6 protein-coding genes are annotated in these 21,688 nt (G+C 71.0%); 3 read left to right on the top strand and 3 right to left on the bottom strand.

The genetic code is table 11. From position 1 onward, the window contains the following. Nucleotides 1-45: 45 nt before the first annotated feature. Nucleotides 46-12,894 carry a type I polyketide synthase gene (locus tag ACZ55A_RS35390; RefSeq protein WP_468848979.1) on the bottom strand — a complete coding sequence of 4,283 codons (12,849 nt, stop codon included), beginning with the start codon at nucleotides 12,892-12,894 and terminating at the stop codon, nucleotides 46-48. A gap of 369 nt (nucleotides 12,895-13,263) precedes the next feature. Between ACZ55A_RS35390 and ACZ55A_RS35385 the strand changes: the two genes are divergently transcribed. Next, nucleotides 13,264-14,676 (top strand): NDP-hexose 2,3-dehydratase family protein, encoded by a 1,413-nt coding sequence (locus ACZ55A_RS35385; protein ID WP_468848977.1) that lies wholly within the window; start codon nucleotides 13,264-13,266, stop codon nucleotides 14,674-14,676. Nucleotides 14,677-14,719: 43 nt separating this feature from the next. On the opposite strand, the gene ACZ55A_RS35380 is transcribed toward ACZ55A_RS35385, so the two are convergent. Together ACZ55A_RS35380 and ACZ55A_RS35375 are read right to left on the bottom strand one after the other, a co-directional pair. Beyond that, nucleotides 14,720-15,358, bottom strand: a complete 639-nt coding sequence (locus tag ACZ55A_RS35380) for a TetR/AcrR family transcriptional regulator (protein ID WP_468848976.1) — start codon at nucleotides 15,356-15,358, stop codon at nucleotides 14,720-14,722. Nucleotides 15,359-15,406: 48 nt separating this feature from the next. After that, nucleotides 15,407-16,129 (bottom strand): FadR/GntR family transcriptional regulator, encoded by a 723-nt coding sequence (locus ACZ55A_RS35375; RefSeq protein ID WP_468848974.1) that lies wholly within the window; start codon nucleotides 16,127-16,129, stop codon nucleotides 15,407-15,409. A gap of 1,026 nt (nucleotides 16,130-17,155) precedes the next feature. Between ACZ55A_RS35375 and ACZ55A_RS35370 the strand changes: the two genes are divergently transcribed. Further along, nucleotides 17,156-19,978, top strand: coding sequence for a helix-turn-helix transcriptional regulator (locus ACZ55A_RS35370; RefSeq protein ID WP_468848972.1), 2,823 nt, complete (start codon nucleotides 17,156-17,158; stop codon nucleotides 19,976-19,978). 446 nt (nucleotides 19,979-20,424) lie between these two features. After that, nucleotides 20,425-21,162, top strand: coding sequence for a helix-turn-helix transcriptional regulator (locus ACZ55A_RS35365; RefSeq protein ID WP_468848971.1), 738 nt, complete (start codon nucleotides 20,425-20,427; stop codon nucleotides 21,160-21,162). Nucleotides 21,163-21,688 lie beyond the last annotated feature (526 nt).

Raw genomic sequence — 21,688 nt, 5'->3', positions numbered from 1 at the left:
TAGCGTCAGCCCTTCAAGAAACCGGCGGTCGGTGTACGCACCGGCTCAGCCGATCCCGAGTTCCCGATCGATCAGGTCGAACATGTCCTCATCGCTCGCTTCCGCGAGTTCGTCATCGACGGCCTCCGCTGGTGGCGGCGCCTGGCCCTCCCATTCGGCGAGCAGACCGCGCAGCCCCTCGGTGAGCGCTCGCCGGGTCTCGTCGTCGGTGGCGCTGTGCAGGGCGCTCGCCACCTGTTGCAGCTCGGGGGGCAGGGAGGGCCCGCTCCCGCTGTGCGGTGCCGCGGGCAGGAGTGCGTCCTGTAGATGCTCGGCGAGCGCGGTCGGTGTGGGGTGGTCGAAGACCAGCGTGGCGGGGAGGGTCAGCGCGGTGGCCTTGTTGAGCCGGTTGCGCAGCTCCACCCCGGTCAGCGAGTCGAAGCCCAGCTCGCGGAAAGCCCGTGTCGGCCGGACCGCGTCGGTCGAGGAGTGCCCCAGTACGGCCGAGGCATGGGAGCGGACGAGGTCCAGAAGCATGCGCCGGCGCTTGGGCCCGGGCAGGGCGGTGAGCCTGGCGGTCAGTTCCGACCCCTGACCTTCGGCCTCTTCCGTCGTCGCCGCTCCCTGCCTCTCCTCCTGCTGTTCGGCGCGGAGTTGCCTGACGTCCGGGAGCTCGTCCAGGAGCGCCCTGGGCCCGTGTGCCGTGTAGGCGGGGAGGAAGCGGTCCCACCGGATGTCGGCGATGACGAGTGTGGTCTCCCCCTGGTCGACGGCCTCCCGCAGAGCGCGTACCGCCAGATCGGGATCCATCCCGGGGACGCCACGGCGCAGCAGTTGTCCGGCCACGGCCTCGTCGACCATGCCGCCGCCCGCCCAGGCACCCCAGGCGAGGGAGGTGGCGGGGCGGCCCTGCGCCCTGCGCCATTCGGCGAGCGCGTCAAGGGCGGCGTTGGCGGCTGCGTAGGGCCCCTGGCCGCCGTTGCCCCACACTCCGGCACCGGAGGAGAACAGTACGAACGCGTCCAGCGGGTGATCGGCCAGCAACTCGTCGAGGTGGCAGGCACCGGAGACCTTGGCGTGTACAGCGGCCATGGCGTCGTCGAGGGAGGTCTCGGCCGGCGGACGGGCTTCGCCGACCACGCCCGCCGTGTGCACCACCGCGGTCAGCGGGGGCTCGTCGGCGAGCGAGTCCAGCAACTTGGCGACTGCGGCCCGGTCGGTCACATCGCATGCGGCCACCGTGACGCGGGTTCCCAGTGCGGTCAGTTCGGCGGACAACTCGGCCGCGCCCGGGGCGTCGGGGCCGCGCCGTCCGGCGAGCACCAGATGCTCCGCACCGCCGGCCGCGAGCGCCCTCGCCACATGAGCGCCGAGCGCCCCGGTCCCGCCGGTGATGAGGACTGTGCCGCGCGGCTGCCATGCCCCGGCCGGCGCTGCCGGGTCGAGGGGCGCCCGCACCATACGCCGGACGTACACCCCGGACGCACGGACCGCGTACTCGTCCTCTCCCCCGCCGGCAACGCTGAGCAGCGCCAGGAAGCGGCGCAACGCATGCTCGTCCAGGGTGGCCGGCAGGTCGATCAGACCACCCCAGCGCTCACGGTGGTCGAGCCCGAAGACGCGGGCCAGGCCCCAGATGGCCGCCTGGCCAGGGTTGCGTACCGGGTCGGAGACCGGGTGGGACTCCGGCTCCTGTACGGAGGAGGCATCGGTGGAGACGGCGCCCTGGGTGATCCCCCACAGACGGGCAGGCTGCTCCGTCTCGGCGAGCGCCTGGGTGAGGGCCATGGTGCTGAACAGACTGCTGGGCACGCCCCGGTGCCCGTCGACGTCCCGGTCGTCCAGCGCGAGCAGCGACATCACGTGCAGCGGTACGTCGGTTCCGCGCTCGCTGCCGGTGTCGAGTTCAGCGCGCAGGGCTGTCAGCTGAGCCGCCAGTTCCGCACGGCCGGCCGTTGCCGCTACGGGCATGATGCGGGCCCGGTCGCCGAGCCCGCGGGACACCGCCTGTACGAGCTCGTCGTCCAGATGGTCGGCAGGCACAGCGACGAGCCAGTTCCCCTCCAACTCCAACTGGCCCTGTTCGAGGTCGGGTTGGGGCCGCCATACGATCCGGTAGCGCCAGCCGTCGACCGTACTGCGCTGCTGCCGCCCCTGCCGCCACGACGACAACACCGGCAACACCTCACGCAAGGCCCCCGAATCCGCCACCCCCAACGTCGCCGCCAGACCCTCCAGATCCTCCCGCTCAACGGTCTCCCAGAACCGCGCGTCCACCGGATCCACCCCACCAGCACCGCCCAGCAACGGCCGACCGGACTCCAGCCAGTAGCGACGATGCTGGAAGGCATAGGTGGGCAGCTCGACGACCTGGGGGCGATGAGCGGCAAAGGCCGGGGACCAGTCAACGTCCACGCCGTGTACATACAGCTCACCGAGGGAGGCGTAGAGCCGCCTCAGCCCTCCGTCGTTCCGCCGCAGCGTGCCCGTCACCACGGCATCGACACCGGCGGCCTCGACCGTCTCCTCCAGCGGGACGGTCAGCACGGGGTGCGGGCTGACCTCCACGAACGTGCGGTGACCGGCGGCCGCGAGAGCGTGCACGGCGGGCGCGAACTCGACCGTCCGCCGCAGGTTCGTGAACCAGTAATCGGCATCCATCTGCGCCGTGTCCAGCCACTCCCCCGTCACCGTGGAGAACAACGGCACGGACGACGTCTGCGGAGCAACCGGCGCGAGTACTTCCCGCAGTGTCGCCTCGATCGACTCCACATGCGCCGAATGGGAGGCGTAATCCACCTCGATACGTCGGGCGCGGACGTCACGGTCCCGGCACTCATCGATCAGCTCATCCAGCGCATCCGCATCACCTGACACCACGACCGACGAAGGCCCATTGACCGCCGCTACCGAGATCTGTCCCTGCCACTGCCCGATCAGCTTCTCCACGTCCGGCCGGGGCAAGGCCACCGAGACCATTCCGCCGTGTCCGGAGAGCACCCGGAGGGCCTTGCTCCGCAGCGCGACGACCCGGGCACCGTCCTCCAGGCTCAGCCCGCCGGCCACACATGCCGCGGCAATCTCCCCCTGGCTGTGACCCACCACCGCCGCAGGCTCCACCCCATACGCCCGCCACACCTCGGCCAACGACACCATCACCGCCCACAACACCGGCTGCACCACATCCACCCGATCAAGCCCCGGCGCACCCTCCACCCCACGCAACACCGCACCCAACGACCAATCGACGAACGGCCCCAACGCCGCCTCACACTCCGCCAACCGCGCCCCAAACACCGGCGAAGAATCCAGCAACTCCACCGCCATCCCCACCCACTGAGAACCCTGCCCCGGGAACACGAACACCGTCCGACCCGGATCGCCCACCGCGCCCGGCGAGCTCAACTCCCCCATCTGCTTGACGAGTTCACTGGCCTCCGCGCCCACGACCACCGCCCGGTGCTCGAACACCGACCGCGACGCCACCAACGACCAACCCACATCCACCGGTGACACACCGCCGTCGGCAGCGGCACCCGCACCCTCGCCCATCACCCACGACGCCAACCGCTCCCCCTGCGCCACCAACGCCTCACCAGAGCGTGCCGACACCACCCACGGCACCACCACACCCGCATCAACACCCGACGACGGACCAGAACCGGCCCCCTCCCCATCGGCCCGCCCCTCCCCATCGGCCTGCTCGACGATCACATGCGCATTCGTCCCACTGATGCCGAACGAGGAGACGCCGGCCCGGCGCGGCCGCCCGGGTTCCGCCGTCCAGGTCCGGGCCTCGGTCAGCAACTCCACCGCGCCCGCCGACCACTCCACATGCGGCGACGGCTCATCGATATGCAAGGTCGCGGGCAGTTCGCCGTGCCGCATCGCGAGCACCATCTTCATGACGCCGGCCATACCGGAAACGGTCTGGGTGTGCCCGATGTTGGACTTGACCGAGCCGATCCACAGCGGACGGTCCGCATCCCGCTCCTGGCCGTACGCAGCGATCAGCGCCTGCGCCTCGATCGGATCGCCCAGCGTCGTACCCGTACCGTGCGCCTCCACCGCATCGACCTCACCGGCCGACAGACGCGCATCGGCCAGCGCCGCCCTGATCACCCGCTGCTGCGACAGACCGTTCGGCGCCGTCAGACCGTTCGACGCACCATCCTGATTGACCGCCGTACCACGCAACACCGCCAACACCCGATGGCCATGGCGCCGCGCATCCGACAGACGTTCCAGCAGTACGACGCCGACGCCTTCGGAGAGCGCGAAGCCGTCGGCCGCCGCGGAGAACGGCTTGCACCGGCCGTCCCGGGCCAGCCCGCGCTGACGGCTGAAGCCGATGAACGGCCCGGGGTCGGCCATCACCATCGCGGCCCCGGCGACGGCGAGCGAGCACTCCCCCGAGCGGAGTGCTCGCACCGCCATGTGCAGGGCGACCAGCGACGATGAGCATGCCGTGTCCACCGTCACGGCCGGACCTTCCAGCCCCAGGGTGTAGGCGACCCGGCCCGACGCGACGCTGCTCGCCGCCCCGGTCGCGAGGTATCCCTCGATCTGCTCTGGGTCGGCCGCGCGCAGGCGGTTGCCGTACTCCTGGTCGGTGACACCCATGTAGACGCCGGTCCCGCTGCCACGCAGGGACTTGGGGTCGATGCCGGCACGCTCGAAGACCTCCCAGGAGGTCTCCAGGAGGAGCCGCTGTTGCGGGTCCATGGCCAGGGCCTCGCGCGGCGAGATGCCGAAGAATTCCGCGTCGAAGTCTCCTGCATCGCGCAGGAATCCGGACTCCCGGACATAGCTTCTGCCGGGCCGGTCGGCGTCGGGGTCGTAGAGGCCGTCCAGGTCCCAGCCGCGGTCGGTGGGGAAGGGCGACACCGCGTCGACACCGGTCCGGACCAGCTGCCACAGGTCCTCCGGCGATCGCACGCCGCCGGGATAGCGGCAGGCCATGGACACGATCGCGATCGGGTCGTCGTCCGCGGGGGCGGAAGCGGGCGCCGCGGCCGGCTGCGGCGTGGCGCGGTCTTCCTGCTCGCCGTTGATCCGGTCGCCTACGTACGCGGCGAGCGCGGCCGGGCTCGGGTGGTCGAAGACAGCGGTCGTGGGCAGCCGCAGCCCGGTGGCCCGGCTCAGCCGGTTGCTGAGTTCGACGGCGGTCAGCGAGTCGAAGCCCAGCTCCTTGAAGGGGCGTTCGGGGTCCACCGGGGTGGTCCTGTCGTGGCCGAGCACCGAGGCGACCTTTTCGCGGACGAGGTCCAGCAGTGCGGTGGTGCGTTGCCGGATGTCGAGTCCGGCGAGCCGCACGGCGAGCGCCGACCGGGCGGGCGCCCGCTCCGTCCCGAGGTTGTCGCCGTCTCCGCCTCCGTCTCCGTCAGCCGTCAGGTGTGGGAGCTCTGCGAGCAGCCGGCTGGGCCGTACGGAGGTGAAGACGGCCGCGAAGCGCTGCCAGTCGACATCGGCGACCGCGAGGGTTGTCTCGTCGTGGTCGAGCGCCTGTTGGAGGGCGGTGAGCGCGGTGTCCGGGTCGATGACGGGGACGCCGCGGCGGCGCAGCACGTCATGGAGCGAGTCGGCGATCATTCCGCCGCCTGCCCATGGTCCCCAGGCGATCGACAGCACCGGTACTCCGTCGGCCCGGCCGCGTTCCGCACGGGCGTCGAGGAGCGCGTTGGCTGCGGCGTACGCACCGTGGTCGGCCACTCCCCAGGTGCCGGATATGGAGGAGAAGTAGATGACGGCGTCGAGTTGTGCGGGATCGAGTACGCGGGAGAGGTGGTCGGCTCCGGCGACCTTGCCTGCGAGCGCCGCCGCGAGGTCATCCGGGCCGGCCTCCGCCAGCGGGCCGAGGGCGCTGACCCCGGCGGCGTGCACGACGGCCCGGATCGGCTCCCCGTCCCGTTCGGTCTGCCGTACCAGTTCCGCCACCGCTTGCCGGTCGCCGATGTCGCAGGCAGCGACGGTGACCTGAACGCCCTGATCCCGCAGCTCGCTGCGCAGCCCGGCCACACCGGGGGCATCGTCTCCACGACGGCCGGTGAGGACGAGATGCTGTGCACCGTTGGCGGCGAGCCAGCGGGCGATATGGGCGCCGAGTGCGCCCGTGCCACCGGTGACGAGCACGGTGCCGCGAGGCCGCCAGGAGCGCCGCGGGGACTTACCGGTGAGCGGTGCGGGGATGAGCCGCCGCCCGTACAGGGTGCCGCCCCGGACAGCGAGTTGGTCCTCGTCGCCCAGGCCGGGGGGTTGGTCCTCGTCGCCCAGGCCGGGGAGTTGGTCGCCGTTGCCCAGGCCGCTGGCCGCCAGGGTGCGCGCAAGCAGTTCCGCTGACCGGTCAACGGCCCCGTCGGTGGGCATATCGATGAGGCCGCCCCAGCGCTCCGGGTGCTCCAGTGCTGCGACCCGGCCGAGGCCCCATATGCCGGCCTGGTCGGGGTTCGCGGGGGCGCCGTCCTCGTCGCCGCAGCCATGGAGGGTGTGGGCGGCGGAGTCGTCGTTGGTGAGGCCGGTGGCGACCGCGCCGCGGGTGACGCACCACAGCGGGGCATCGATCCCGGCGTCGCCGAGCGCCTGGAGCAGTGCGAGGGACAGCGAGAGGCCGGCGGGAACGCAGGGATGGGCACGGTCCGGCCGGTCGTCCAGGGCCAGCAGCGACAGCACACCGTCGAACGTTCCCCCGACGCGCCTCGCGAACGGGCCGTCGACCGGCCCCGCGAACGGGCCATCGTCCGCTCCCGCGACCGGACCGGTCTCGGCGCGCAGCCGCTCCGCGAGCCCGGTGCCGTCGTCGACCGTCAGCGAGCAGGTGCGCGCGCCCGCCTTCTCCACCGCGTCGCGTGCGGCGAGCACCAGCGCGTCCTGCTCGTAGCCGGCCGGGATCACCAGGAGCCAGGTGCCGTCTAGGCCTCGCGCGGGCGGCTCCGTAAGGGGCCGCCAGACGATGCGGTGGCGCCAGCCGTCCGCGGTATCGCGCTGCCGCCGGTTCCGGTGCCACGACGAGAGCGCGGGGAGCACCTCGTTCAGCGCCTCGGCACCGGGCAGCCCGAGGGTGCCCGCCAACGCTTCCGCGTCCTCGTCCCCGACGGCCGTCCAGAACGCCGCTTCCTCAGGGGACGCGGCCACGGCCGGAGCGTCCGGCGCCGGCCAGAAGCGCTGCCGCTGGAATGCGTACGTCGGCAGTTCCACCCACCGCGGGCGGCGGGCGGCGAACACGGGGGACCAGTCGACGTCGACGCCGTGTGCGTACAGCTCGCCGAGGGAGGTGTAGAGGCGGGAGAGTCCTCCGTCGTCGCGGCGCAGGGTCCCGGTGACCACCGCGTCGATGTCCGCGGCCTCGACGGTCTCCTGCAACGGGACGGTCAGGACGGGGTGCGGGCTGACTTCCACGAACGTGCGGTGACCGGCGGTCGCGAGAGCCTGGACGGCGGGCGCGAACTCCACGGTCCGCCGCAGGTTCGCGTACCAGTACTCCGCGTCCATGTCCGCGGTGTCCAGCCAGTCCCCGGTGGCCGTGGAGAACAGCGGCACGGACGAGGGCCGTGGAGCGACCGGTGCCAGAACCTCCCTCAGCGTTTCCTCGATCTGTTCCACCTGCGCCGAGTGCGAGGCGTAATCCACCTCGATACGTCGCGCACGGACCTCACGCCGGCGGCACTCCTCCACCAACCGGCCCAGAACATCACCATCACCGGAGACCACCACCGAGGACGGCCCATTGACCGCCGCTATCGAGATCCGTCCTTGCCACTGCTCGATCAGCTCCTCCACGTCGGGCCGGGGCAGCGCCACCGACACCATTCCGCCCCGCCCCGACAGCGCGCGGAGAGCCTTGCTCCGCAGCGCGACGACCCGGGCGCCGTCCTCCAAGCTCAGCCCGCCGGCCACACATGCCGCGGCGATCTCGCCCTGGCTGTGACCCACCACCGCCGCGGGCTCCACCCCATACGCCCGCCATACCTCGGCCAGCGACACCATCACCGCCCACAACACGGGCTGCACCACATCCACCCGGTCCAACCCCGGCGCGCCCTCCACCCCACGCAACACCGCACTCAAGGACCAGTCGGTAAACGGCTCAAGCGCCGCCTCACACTCCGCCAACCGAGCCGCAAACACCGGCGACGAGTCCAGCAACTCCACTGCCATGCCGAGCCATTGCGAACCCTGGCCCGGGAACACGAACACCGGTCCCGAGCCGGGGGTGGTGGGTACGGAGCCGGTGGCCGTACGGGGGCCGGGGTCTCCCTCGGCCACGGCGTGCAGGTCCGCGAGCAGCGCGGCGCGGGTCTCGCCGATGACCACGGCGCGGTGTTCCAGTGCGGCGCGGGTGGTGAGGAGGGAGTGCGCCACGTCGAACGGTGCGGCGTCCGGGAGGGTGGCCAGATGGGCAGCGAGCGCAGCTGCCTGTGCGCGCAGGGCCTCCGGGGTCCGACCGTGCACCACCCAGGGCACCACCGCCGTGTCGGAGGCGCCGCCCACCCCTTCGGCGTCGTACGAGGCGTCCGCCGGCGGCTGTGCCACGATCACATGCGCATTGGTGCCGCTGATACCGAACGACGAGACGCCGGCCCGGCGAACCTGACCGTTCGCCTCCCACGGCTGGGCCGCGGTGAGCAGCCGTACCGTGCCCGCCGACCAGTCCACATGCGGTGAGGGCGCGTCCACGTGCAGCGTTCCCGGCAGGACGCCGTGGCGCAGGGCGAGCACCATCTTGATGACTCCGGCGACACCGGCCGCGGCCTGGGTGTGACCGATGTTCGACTTGAGCGAGCCGAGCCACAGCGGCCGTTCCGCCTCCCGCTCCCGCCCGTAGGTGGCGAGCAGCGCCTGCGCCTCGATGGGGTCGCCGAGCGTCGTCCCGGTCCCGTGCGCCTCGACCGCATCGACGTCCGACGGCCGTAGTCCGGCCGTGGCGAGCGCGGCACGGATGACCCGTTCCTGCGAAGGGCCGTTGGGGGCGCTGAGACCGTTGGAGGCGCCGTCCTGGTTGGTGGCGCTCCCAGGGATCACCGCAAGCACCGGGTGGCCGTTACGGCGCGCGTCCGACAGGCGCTCCAGCAGCAGGATCCCGGCGCCCTCACCCCATGCCGTGCCGTCGGCGGCAGCGGCGAACGGTTTGCACCGCCCGTCCGGTGCGAGGCCGCGCTGCCGGCTGAACTCCACGAACATGCCGGGGCGGGACATCACCGTCGCCCCTCCGGCCAGCGCGAGGGTGCACTCTCCGGCGCGCAGCGCCTGCGCGGCGAGGTGCAGCGCCACCAGGGAGGAGGAGCACGCCGTGTCGACGGTGACGGCGGGCCCTTCGAGACCGAGGGTGTAGGCGATGCGTCCGGAGGCGACGCTCCCGGCCGTTCCGGTCAGGACATGGCCTTCGATGTTGTGGCCCGCCTGGTGCAGACGCGGGCCGTACTCCTGCGCCATGGCACCGACGAACACACCCGTCAGACTGCCGCGCACCCCGGTCGGGTCGATGCCTGCCCGCTCCAGCGCCTCCCACGAGGTCTCCAGGAGGAGCCGCTGCTGGGGGTCCATGGCCAGGGCTTCGCGCGGGGAGATCCCGAAGAACCCGGCGTCGAAGGAGGCGGCGTCGATGAAGCCGCCCTCGCGCACATAGCTGGTGCCCGACCGTCCTGGATCGGGGTCGTACAGCCCGTCGGTGTCCCAGCCCCGGTCGGTGGGGAACGGCGACACCGCGTCCACCCCGCCCCGCAGGACCTCCCACAGCTCTTCGGGCGAGCGCACGCCCCCGGGGTAGCGGCAGGCCATCGCGACGATGGCGATCGGCTCGTCGGGGTCGGTTGCTGGTCCGTGCCCGCGCTCGATGGCGTGTCCGGTGGGGTGCTCGGTGGGGTGGTCGACGGCGTCGGTACCGGCGAGGACTTCGGTGTCGACGAAGTGGGCCAGGCGAGCGGGCGAGGGGTGGTTGAACAGCGCCGTGGACGGCAACCGCACCGGGAGCACGCGGTTCAGCCGGTTACGCAACTCCACCGAGGTGACCGAGTCGAAGCCCAGGTCCTTGAACGTCCACCCGGCATTGATCGCGGACGGGTCCCGATGGCCGAGCACCACCGCGGCGTTCTCCCGCACAAGGTCGAGCGTCGGCCGGCGCGTAGCGGAGCCGCCGGTCCTGGCCTCGGCGGGCGGGACCGGCTCGTCGGCGGTGAGCCGGCCGGGGTGCTGCTCCACGGCATCCGGTATCCAGTGCCGCTCGCGCTGGAAGGCGTAGGTGGGCAGGTCGACGAGCTGGGGACGGTGAGCGGCAAAGGCCGGGGACCAGTCCACGTCCACACCGTGTGCGTACAGCTCACCGAGGGAGGCGTAGAGGCGGGAGAGTCCTCCGTCGTTCCGCCGCAGGGTCCCGGTCACTACGGCTTCGACGCCCGCGGCCTCGACCGTCTCCTCCAGCGGAACGGTCAGCACGGGATGCGGGCTGACCTCCACGAACGTGCGGTGACCAGCGGCCGCGAGAGCGTGCACGGCGGGCGCGAACTCGACCGTCCGCCGCAGGTTCGTGAACCAGTAATCGGCATCCATCTGCGCCGTGTCCAGCCAGTCCCCCGTCACCGTGGAAAACAGCGGCACGGACGAGGTCTGCGGCGTCACTGGTGCCAGTGCTTCGGCCAACTCCGCACGAAGCGACTCCACATGCGCCGAATGCGAGGCGTAATCCACCTCGATACGTCGGGCGCGCACGTCACGGTCCCGGCACTCATCGATCAGCTCATCCAGCGCATCCGCATCACCCGACACCACCACCGACGACGGGCCGTTCACGGCGGCTACGGAGATCCGGCTGCCGCCCTGCCACTGCCCGATCAGCTCCTCCACGTCGGAGGGCGACAGCCCCACCGACACCATCCCGCCCCGCCCGGACAACGCCCGGAGGGCCTCGCTCCGCAGCGCCACGACCCGGGCACCATCCGCCAGACTCAACCCGCCCGCCACACACGCCGCGGCGATCTCCCCCTGGCTGTGACCCACCACCGCCGCGGGCTCCACCCCATACGCCCGCCACACCTCAGCCAACGACACCATCACGGCCCACAACACGGGCTGCACCACATCCACCCGGTCAAGCCCCGGCGCGCCCTCAACCCCCCGCAACACCGCACCCAACGACCAGTCGACGAAAGGCCCCAACGCCGCCTCACACTCCGCCAACCGCGCCGCAAACACCGGCGAAGAATCCAGCAACTCCACCGCCATCCCCACCCACTGCGAACCCTGCCCCGGGAACACAAACACCGTCCGCCCCGGATCACCCGCCGCACCCGCCGCACCCGCTGAGCTCAACTCCCGTAGCTGCGACGCCAGTTCGCCCACATCCGCGCCCACGACCACCGCCCGGTGCTCGAACACCGACCGCGACGCCACCAACGACCAACCCACGTCCACCGGCGACACACCACCACCGCCGGCACCGGCACCCGCGCCCGCACCCGCGTCCGTCACCCACGCCGCCAACCGCTCCGCCTGCGCCACCAACGCCTCACCGGAGCGCCCGGACACCACCCACGGCACCACCACACCCACATCAGCACCCGACGGCCGAGCGGAACCAGTCCCCTCCCCCTCGGCCCGCCCCACTCCCTCAGCCTGCTCGACGATCACATGCGCATTCGTCCCGCCCATACCGAACGACGAGACACCCGCAAGGAGTTGGCGCCCCTCCTGCGCGGTCCATGCCGCCGACTCCGTCTGCACGCGCAGGTTCAGGCTGTCCAGCGGGATGGCGGGAGGGGGGGTCGCGAAGTTCAGGCTCGGGACGAGGTGGCCGTGCTCCAGGCACAGGACCACCTTCAGCAGGCCGGCGATGCCGGCGGCGCCCTCCAGGTGTCCGATGTTGGTCTTGACCGAGCCCACCCGCAGGGGGGTGTAGCGCCGGGGGTCGGTGCCGAGTGCGGCGCCGAGCGAGGCCGCCTCGATGGGGTCGCCGACCTTGGTGCCGGTGCCGTGCAGCTCCACATAGTCGATGTCGCCGGGGTGGATACCGGCGCGTGCGCAGGCCAGCCGCAGTACGTCTTCCTGTGCGGAGGCGTCGGGGGTGGTGAGGCCGGGTCCGCCGCCGTCGTTGTTGACCGCTCCGCCGCGGATCACGCAGTAGACGTGGTCGCCGTCCGCCACGGCCCTGGCGAGTGGTTTGAGGACGACGAGGCCGCCTCCCTCGCCGCGTACGAAGCCGTCGGCGCGGGCGTCGAAGGTGTGGCAGAAGCCGCTGGGGCTGAGTGCGCCGAGGCGGGCCATGGCGAGGGTGGTCTCGGGGGCGAGGTTGAGGTGGACCCCGCCCGCCAGGGCGATGTCACAGTCTCCGCTGCGCAGGCTGTCGCACGCGGTCTGGACCGCCACGAGCGAGGAGGACTGTGCGGTGTCCAGGGTCATGCTGGGGCCGCGCAGGCCGAGGTGGTAGGAGAGACGGTTGGCGATGAGTCCGCGGTTGAGGCCGGTGGGAGTGTGGTGGTCGAGCGCTGCGGGGCCCTGCCGGTGCACGAGTACGGCGTAGTCCTCGACGGTGGCTCCGATGTACACCCCGGTGCGGTGGCCGGTGAGCCGTGCCGGGCGGAGACGGGCGTTCTCCAGGGCTTCCCAGCCGAGCTCCAGGGCGAGTCGCTGCTGGGGGTCCATCGACTGCGCCTCGCGTGGGGAGATCCCGAAGAAGGCGGCGTCGAACCCGGCGACGTCGTCGAGGAATCCGCCGTGTGCGGGGGCGGATGTTCCTGACCGTGCCAGGAGTTCCGCGGTCCCTCGGTCGGCCGGCGCCGGTGTGACGGCGCTCCGGCCTTCGCGGAGGAGGTCCCAGTAGGCGTCGGGATCGGCTGCCCCGGGCAGGCGGCAGGAAAGGCCGACGACCGCGATCGGTTCGCCGTGTGGCGAGGGGATCGTGGGGCCCGCGGTTTCCGACCCGTTCATCAATCGCACTCCCAACCCGAAGTCACACCGTCACGGCTTGAGTTCACCGTTCCACAGCGGTGGGCCCGGAACGGTGGGCCGGAGGTCACCTCTAGGGGAACTCCTAGGCGCGCCGGGGAGGCCTTCCGTACCGCCCTGAGCAGGGCTTCCGTCGTGGTGGGCCCCGTCCGCCCCGGGCATGCGGCGCACGGCTCCGGGCCACCGCTGACCGTCCGGGCTTCGCGTCTCCATAGCCGCACTGCCCTTGGCGGACAAGCCGCAGAGACTAGGTGAATGCCAGGACTCCGCGGTGCAGGCTGCGAGGGGAGGGGTCGGCCGTAGCGGGCCGTACGCACCTCCCTACTCAACTCGGCGTGGAAGGGCGCAGTAATGCAGAGGGACAGCATCGCGGAGCCGTTGCGTACATCGGGTGGCGCACTGTCGTCCCGGCGGGCTGTGCCACTGTCGGCCCGGCTGGCCGTGTCCGCGCTGGCCACCGAGGGCGGGGTGTTAAGCAATGAGGCGTTCCACGCGTGGTTCGAGGAGCGGCAGCGCCGCCATGCGCTCCGGGTCGACCGGATCCCGTTCGGGGAGCTGAAGGGCTGGAACTTCGCGCCCGACACCGGAAATCTGCGGCATGACAGCGGGCGGTTCTTCTCCGTCGAGGGTGTCCGGGTGCGCTCCGACTACGGTCCGGTCCGCGCCTGGTGCCAGCCGATCATCCACCAGCCGGAGATCGGTGTGCTCGGGATCGCGGTCCGCGAGATCGACGGGATGCTGCACTGTCTGATGCAGGCCAAGCCGGAGCCGGGGAACATCAACGGTGTGCAGCTCTCCCCGACGGTGCAGGCCACGAAGAGCAACTACACGCGGGTGCACGGTGGTTCCGCGGTGCCGTACATGGACTGTTTCATCGATGCCGATCCGCGTCGGGTGGTGGCCGATGTGCTCCAGTCCGAGCAGGGCTCGTGGTTCTTCCGGAAGCGCAACCGCAACATGGTGGTCGAGGTGGGCCCCGAGGTCGAGGCGGGCGAGGATTTCTGCTGGCTCACACTGGGCCAGCTCGGTGCGCTGCTGCGCTGTCCCGATCTGGTGAATATGGATGCCCGTACGGTGCTCTCCTGCTTCCCGGACTGGCGGGTCGGCTCCGCTACGGCGCATGCCGGTCTGCACTCCGCCACGGAGATCCGCAGCTGGCTCACCGGGCGGCGGGCCCGGCACGAGATCACCACCGATCCGCTGCCGCTGCGGGAGACGGACGGCTGGCGGCGTTCGGAGGACGCGATCTCGCATGAGAGTGGGCGCTTCTTCAGCATTGTCGCCGTCGATGTCAGCTCACACCGCCGTGAGGTGCCGGCCTGGTCGCAGCCGTTGCTCGAACCGCATGGGCTGGGGACGGCCGCGCTGCTGGTGAAGCGGATCCATGGGGTGCCGCACGCGTTGCTGAGCGCACGGGTCGAGCCGGGGTTCCACGATGTGGTGGAGCTCGGGCCCACCGTGCAGTGCACTCCGGCCAGTTACGCCCATCTGCCCGCCGAGGACCGGCCTCGTTATCTCGATGTGGTGCTGGAGCGCAGTCCGGAGCGGACGCTGTTCGATGCCGTGCTGTCGGAGGAGGGCGGCCGTTTCCGGCACGCCCGGAGCCGCTATCTGGTCATCGAGGTGGACGAGGACTTCCCGACGGAGACGCCGGAGGACTTCCACTGGGTGACGCTGCGTCAGGTCAATGAGCTGCTCAAGTACAGCCATCAGCTGAATGTGCAGGCCAGGACCCTGGTCGCGGGGATGCGGACGCTTCCGTAGGCGGGCCGGCCGTGCGCTCCTGAACGGCGCTGTGCGGCGCCGTTCAGGAGGCGGACGGGCGGGTGGCGCGGTCGAAGATGTCGGCGAGCTGACTGCCGTAGCTTTCGAGGTCGATGTCCGGCGTGAGCATGTGGTGCCGCATGGTGTTGTCGATGGCTCCGCGGATGGCCACGGCCATCACGCGCGGCTCCACGTTCTCGAACTCACCCGCGGCCAGCCCCTTCTCCAGAAAGTCCACGAGGGTGTCGAGGGAGGCGGTGGCCTGGTTGATGGCGCCGACCGGGAGGCTGTCGCGGTCACGGGTGCCGAGCAGGATCTCGGCCAGGGCGAGCGTGTGCCCGGGGTACTTGGCCATGAAGTCGAGGTTGGACTCGATGTAGGCGCGGAGCTTGCCCCGGTAGGTCTGCTCGCTCTGTAGACGGGGTCCGACGAACTCCTCGGCGGCGCGCAGGACCGTGGAGACCACCTCGGCGAAGAGTTCGGCCTTTCCCGCGAAGTAGTACGAGATCATGCCGGTGCTGCTCAGCCCGGCCCGCTGGGCGATCTTGCTGAACGAGGTGTTCGGATAGCCGTACTCGGCCACCGCGTCGATGGCCGCCCGCACGATCTGGGCGCGCCTGGCCTCCTCGGTGAAGGTCCGCCCGCCGCTTCCGCCCTGGTCGACCGCCCTCTTCGCACTCACGAGCAAAAAGTAGCATAAGCAAGCAAGAGGCGGCAGTCCGGCCGACGGCTACGGTGCGAGGCCGTCGGGGCTCGCCGGCCGGACGATGATGTTCAGCGCCGACTCGACATGCTCCAGGTGGGCGGTCATGGCCTTGGCCGCCCCCTCCTCGGAGCGCTCGACGACCGCCTCGACGATCGCACGGTGCTCCTGGTTCGACTCCTCGCGGCGGTCCCTGGCGAGCTGGTCGAGGAAGGTGGACTGCCGGGCGAGGGCGTCCCTGATCTCCTCAATGACCTTGCGGAACACGGGGTTTCCGGAGGCCTGCGCCAGGGAGATGTGGAACAGGGTGTCCAGGGCGACCCAGGCCGTGGTGTCGGTCTGCCGCTCCATCCGTTCCAGCAGCCGTTCGAGGACATCCAGGTCGTCCTGGGTCCGGCGGGCGGCGGCGTAGGCGGCGGCAGGGATCTCGACATGCCGGCGGACCTCGACGAGGTCACGTGAGGAGTACGCACCGAAGGTGGGGTCGTCCGTGGCACCGCACGAGGCGACGTAAGTGCCCTTGCCGGCACGGGAGGCGGTCAGCCCCAGCGCCTGTACGGCCCGTAGGGCCTCACGGACGACGGAGCGGCTCACTTCGAACCGCTGACTCAGCTCCGCTTCCGACGGGAGCTTGTCCCCGACCGCATAGTCGCCGCGCTCGATGGCGCCCCGCAGATGACTCAGCACGGCCTCCATCGCATTGACGCGCCGCGACGGTGTCCCTGCTGCCCTGCTGTCCAGCTCGACCATGGGTCGCATCCTGGGGCGACCTCGCGGAAGGGGTCAATGATCCCGGGTGAGGTCTGTGATTTTCCCTAGAAGAGTGGCCGAACAAGCCCGCCCGGAGGCCGTCAGACCCGCTGTGACCTGCGTGGATACGATTCAGGACGTCCTGCGGCGCAATACGGGTGGTTGCTTTGGTTGACACCCCCTCACCTGGAGTTCCACGATGCGTCTGAACTTGTCAGACAGCCGGACAGGCGCGACTGAGAGGTTCAGGGTGCGGCCGCCCGTTCACCACCCCCCGACAGGCGGCCGGCTCAACCGCCCGGCCCGGCCACAAGCCGGCAGCGCCGGCACATGCGAAGCCTCAGATTCTCCTCAAGAGCCTCGCAGTGCACCCGAGATGGGTGCGTAGCATTGGTCACATCGTTGCGACTCGGCAGCCTCGAAGCTGAATTCTGCTGTGCCGTCACCGTGTGATCCATGGTGCCGGTGCCGCTCGGAGCAAAACCCGTACCGAGCCGGAGACCCCCACAAGGAAATTCGTGACGGAAGCCGTTCGTAGCTACATCCGCTCCGCACGGCACCCTACTGCCGAGTATTTCCTTACGCTTCTTCCGTGGTTCACGAGAGCCACCTTCGCATTGCCGTCCGGGCACACCGCTCAGGGGCCGTCGAAGGCTTCCCGGAGCGATGTGGCAACCTTGTTACGGGGAATGACGAAATTCCCGTGCCCCGCACCGCCGTTGGAAGGTGAACGCCGTCAGGAAGTGACAACAGAAACCAGCTAACCGCAATACACGCCGGGCGCTCGGCGTGAGCGGCGAATACCCGACAGGCTGCCTTGACCGCGCGGCCCCGCCGGATTTTTGCGCTTCCTGCCCCTCCTCCAGCGCCCTCGCGGTGGTCTGTCGGTATCCGTGCGCACCCTGCGCGCCCACGGTGGTGCCCCCGGGAAATCCCCCGGCCGCCTCCCCGGTACTCACAGAATGTGCGGCACCCTCCGCCCCGCCGCTGCGACCACGTCTCGCGGTCTGAAGGGATCTGAACCTGATGTTGCTGGACCGCGAGGCTGAACTGGACCTGGCAGCCTCCGCCCTGAGAACCGGAGCAGGCGCTCTGGTACTGGTCAGCGGTCCGTTGGGGGTCGGCAAGTCAGCCCTCCTCGACGGCATCGGCGAACTCGGCACGGCGCAGCGGGCGCAGCACCTGAGGGTGAGCGCGGCGCCGATGGAGCGGCACTTCTCCCTCGGGGTGGCCCGCCAGCTCCTGGAGCCGGCGCTGCGGCAGGCACCGCCGGAGAAGAGGGCACGCTGGACCTCGGGAGCCGCGGGCCGCGCCCGCAACGCCCTGGACGCCGGCTGGCCCGGCGGCAGCGCGGAACCGGCCGAGCAGGCCCTGGACGGCCTCACCGCGCTCCTGGGGAACATGGCCCACGACCAGCCGGTGCTGATGCTGGTCGACGAACTTCAGTGGGCGGACCCGGTGACCCTCCGGTGGCTGCGGCACCTGAGCGAGCGGCTTACGGGCATGCCGGTGCTGCTGGTGTGTGCCGTCCGCGAGGGCGACACCTTCGCCGGGCATCCGGACGTCCAGGGCGTCGTCGAGCGCGCCACGCACGTGCTGCGCCCGGGGAACCTCGCTCCGGACGACTCCCGCGAGCTGGTCCGGCGGTACTACGGGGCATCGGTGGACGAGGCCTTCGCCGCGGTCTGCCACCGGGCCACCGGCGGCAATCCGCTGCTTCTGAGATGTCTGCTGGCGGACGCTGCGCCGCGGAACATCGAGCCAACCGCGGAGAACGCGGAAGCGGTCGCGGCGCTCCGCCCGGTCTCCCTGCAACGCCGGCTGCTGCTGCGCCTGGACGCACAGTCGGAGCAGGTCAGGAAGGTCGCCAGGGCCATGGCCGTGCTCGGCGACGACACCGCCCCGGAGCTGCTGAGCACGATGGCCGCACTGGCCCCCGCCCGGCGGGACCAGGCCCTGCGGCAGCTGGCGGATCTCGGTCTGACGATCGGCATACAGCGCCCCCGGTTCGTCCACCCCCTCGTGCAGGCGTCGGTGGCGGAGGGCGTGCCCCCGGAGGAGCGGACCGCTCTGCATGCCCTGGCGGCCGAGTTGCTGCACCGCGCCGGGCGGCCGCCCGAGCAGGTGGCGCGGCATCTGATGGCGTTGACCGCACCGACGTACGGCTGGGCGACCGAGGTGCTGCGCGCGGCGGCCCGCGCCGCGCAGCGCAGGGGCGCCCCCGAGGTCGCCGCGCGCTATCTGCGGCGGGCGCTGACGGACAGCCCGCCGGACGGCGACCGGGCGGAGCTGCTGGTGGACCTGGCCACGTCGGAGCGGAGTTTCGCCCCGTACGCGTCCGTACGGCATATCGCCCAGGCCGTGCTGTTGCTCGACGGTCCGGTGCAGCGCGCCCGGGCCGTGGTCCGGCTGGCGCCCAGCGCGTTCGCCTCGACGCTGCTGCCGGTCGACGAGTTGCTGCGGGAGGCTGCGGACGCGCTCGGGCCCGAAGATCGCCTCCAGGGGTCTGACCGTGAGCTGGCGCTGCGGCTGGAGGCCCGGCTCCGCCAGTCGGCGCTGCCGGACCCGGAGCAACTGACCGACTCGGTGGCCCGGCTCGTCGATCTGGGGCCCGAGCCGAAGACCGACACCGTGGCCGAGCGGGAACTGCTCGCCCCGCTGCTCGGCGCCGCGACCTTCGCCAACGCGCTGCCCGCCGATGAGGTGGCGCCGCTGGCCAATCGCGTCCTGGAGCACGAGCCGGCCCTTCCCGGGCATGTGCACACCACCTTGCCGCTGGTGGTGGCCAGCCTGGTGGCCGCGGACTCGGTCGACGGTCTGAGCGCGTGGCTCGATGCGGTCCAGAAGAACGCGGCGGGGCGGCAGAACCGTGTGGAACAGGCGCTGATCGGCACCGAGCGGGCGCTCGTCTCGCTGGCCAGGGGCCGTCTGACGGATGCGAAGAAGCAGGCGCTCACGGCCTTCGAACTGGCCGGGGAGAAGCACGAGGAGGTCTTCACGGTCTCGTCGATGACGCTGGCCTCGGTCGCGATCCTGACCAGGGACCATGAGCTCGCCGACCGGCTGCTCGCGGTCAAGTACCGGTCCGAGGAGGATCCGTATGTCTGGTCGGTGCTGTCCATGCTGAAGGGGCAGAGCGTGGCGCACAAGGGCGATCTGGAGTCCGCGCTGGCCTGCTTCCTCGACGCCGGGCGCCGTCTTGAACAGTGCGGATGGGTCAATCCGGCGCTGCTCCCCTGGGCCTCGGCCGCCGCGTATCTGCATCTCTACCTCGGCGAGCGGAAGCAGGCCGTCGAGCTCAGTTCCCTGGAGGTGGAACGGGCCCGGACCTGGGGCGCGCCGGGGCCGCTCGGGCGGGCGCTGCGAGTCCACGGTCAGATGGTCGAGGGCCGGGGCGGCACCGAGGTGCTGGCGGAGGCGGTGGAGGTGCTTCAGCTGTCCGCCAACCGCTTCGAGCTCTGTCAGGCCCTGCTGGATCACGGGGAGCGGCTCGGCGCGGCGGACTCCCGTGGGCGGGCGGCGCTGCGCCGTGCCCATACGGAAGCGGTGGAGTGTGACCTCCCGTGGCTGGCCCGCCGCGCCGAGGAGTTGCTCGCCAAGGCGCCGCCGGCCCCCGAGGCGGCCCGCGGTCAACTGACCCCGGCGGAGCGGAAGGTGGCCGAGCTGGCCGCCTCCGGGCTGACGAACCAGGTGATCGCCGACGAGTTGAACATCACGTGCCGGGCCGTGGAAAAGCATCTGACGAATTGCTACCGGAAGATGTCAATTCCCGGAAGGGCGCAGCTCGCCGACGCATTGCATGAACTCGAAGGGCAGCCCGGCCCCTTGCCCGCGGCGGCGCCTTACTGACGCGGCGTCCACCTCTTTTACGGTCTCCGGGCGGCGTCGCCCAGCGACCTCTGCCTCTTTGGGCAATCCGGCTATGACAAAGAGTTATTGCTACCGCACCGTATTGACACCGAACCACCGCACCGGGACACCACAGTGTTTTGCTATTTGCCACTTGCCGCGTTGACTGCCGGGTTGTGGCGTTCCTAGGCTCTGGGTCAGCGGAATACCAATGCAAAGAAGGGCACTTCGCTCCGTAGACCGAAGGAGCGGGGACGACCAATGCCTCATTCGACGCCCGGATTTCCCGGTGCGTCGACCGCAGAAAGACGGTAGCTCCCTTGACATCCCAGCATTACGCCGATCCGGCGGCGACCCCTCACCACGCCACCCCCCACCCCCCGCGTGCGTCCGACCAGGCCGTGCCTGTGACGGGAAGACGCACACCCGACCACCAACAGACCTGTATGGCGAGCCTTGATGCCTCACTGGCGATAGTGGCCGCCGACGCGGACTTCTTCCGGCTCTTCGGCCAGGACTCCACCGAAGCGTGTGGACGCAGCCTCTACTCGCTTCTCCACCCCAGCGCTCCCGGACTGCTGAACCGGCACTTCGCCCGGCTCGCCGACGGTCAGCGCGCCCGGTTCGTGGAGAGGATGGTGGGAATCCGGGACCAGGAAGGGCCGTTCTCCGGCGAACTGACCGGCATCGCCGTGCGAAGTGAGCGCGAACAGGCCCCGTCCTTCGTCGTCGTGGTCCGGCCCGACGACGAGTCGGCAACACTGACCGGGCAGGACGATGCCCCGTCCGGCCGCCGTCAGCTGCTCACCGAACTCGATGCGCAGATCCTCGAAGGCGTCGCCAGCGGTGCCTCGACGGTGCAACTGGCCGGCCGGCTCTACCTGAGCAGGCAGGGCGTGGAGTACCACGTCGGCCTGATGCTGCGCAGGCTCAAGGCGCCCAACCGTGCCGCGCTGGTCGCCCGGGCGCACTCCATGGGGATGCTCACCATCGGCAGCTGGCCGCCCAGGGTCCTGCCCGAGTTCGTCAAGGACTCCGACAATCCGCGCAGCCGCAGCCGTCGGACCGGCACGCCCCGGCAGCGCCCCGTGGGACCGCGCTCCGAGAGTGCGGCGTCTCGCGCCTCGTCGGCCGTCCCCGGCACACGGACCGCGCCGGGTGTGCCCAACTCCCGGGCGTCATAAGGCTTTGGCTCAACCGGTAGTGCAGCGGGGCGTCCTCGGGGGGACGCCCCGCTTTCGTGCTCCCCCTTCCGGGGAACCGCAGTGACGTCCGGAGAGCTCGCGATCCGGACCCAGCTCCCATTTCACCCCACTCGAAGCAGAGTTGATGGTGCGTCACTTCCCTTCGACCTCGCCCCCGGCGGTGCAGAGGTCTCACAAACCGGCCGACGGTCCGGTTAGAGTCGACCCTGCTGATAGCGCTCTCATCCGGTTGCCGGCGCGGGGACCGGCCGGATGGCGTGCTCCGGCACGGGCGGTACGGCCCCCGGGGAGCGATCTTCGTCCAAGGTTCGCCTGCTGGGAACCCTCGGAGGCCTCCCGTTCATTCCATATAGGAGAAACTAGGAGAAAGCGTCGCCACGGGGAGAGGGCAAGGACGTAGTCATGGACACGCGGTATCCCGGCGTACCAGGCCGTCGCCGCGTCCCCTGCGGGGCCTGCGCGGGGCCGGACCGGCCGCCGGTCGGCAGCCTCCCGCACGCTGCGT

This window comes from Streptomyces sp. NPDC034111 (assembly GCF_055575375.1).
This window is presented reverse-complemented; position numbering and strand designations above follow the sequence as displayed.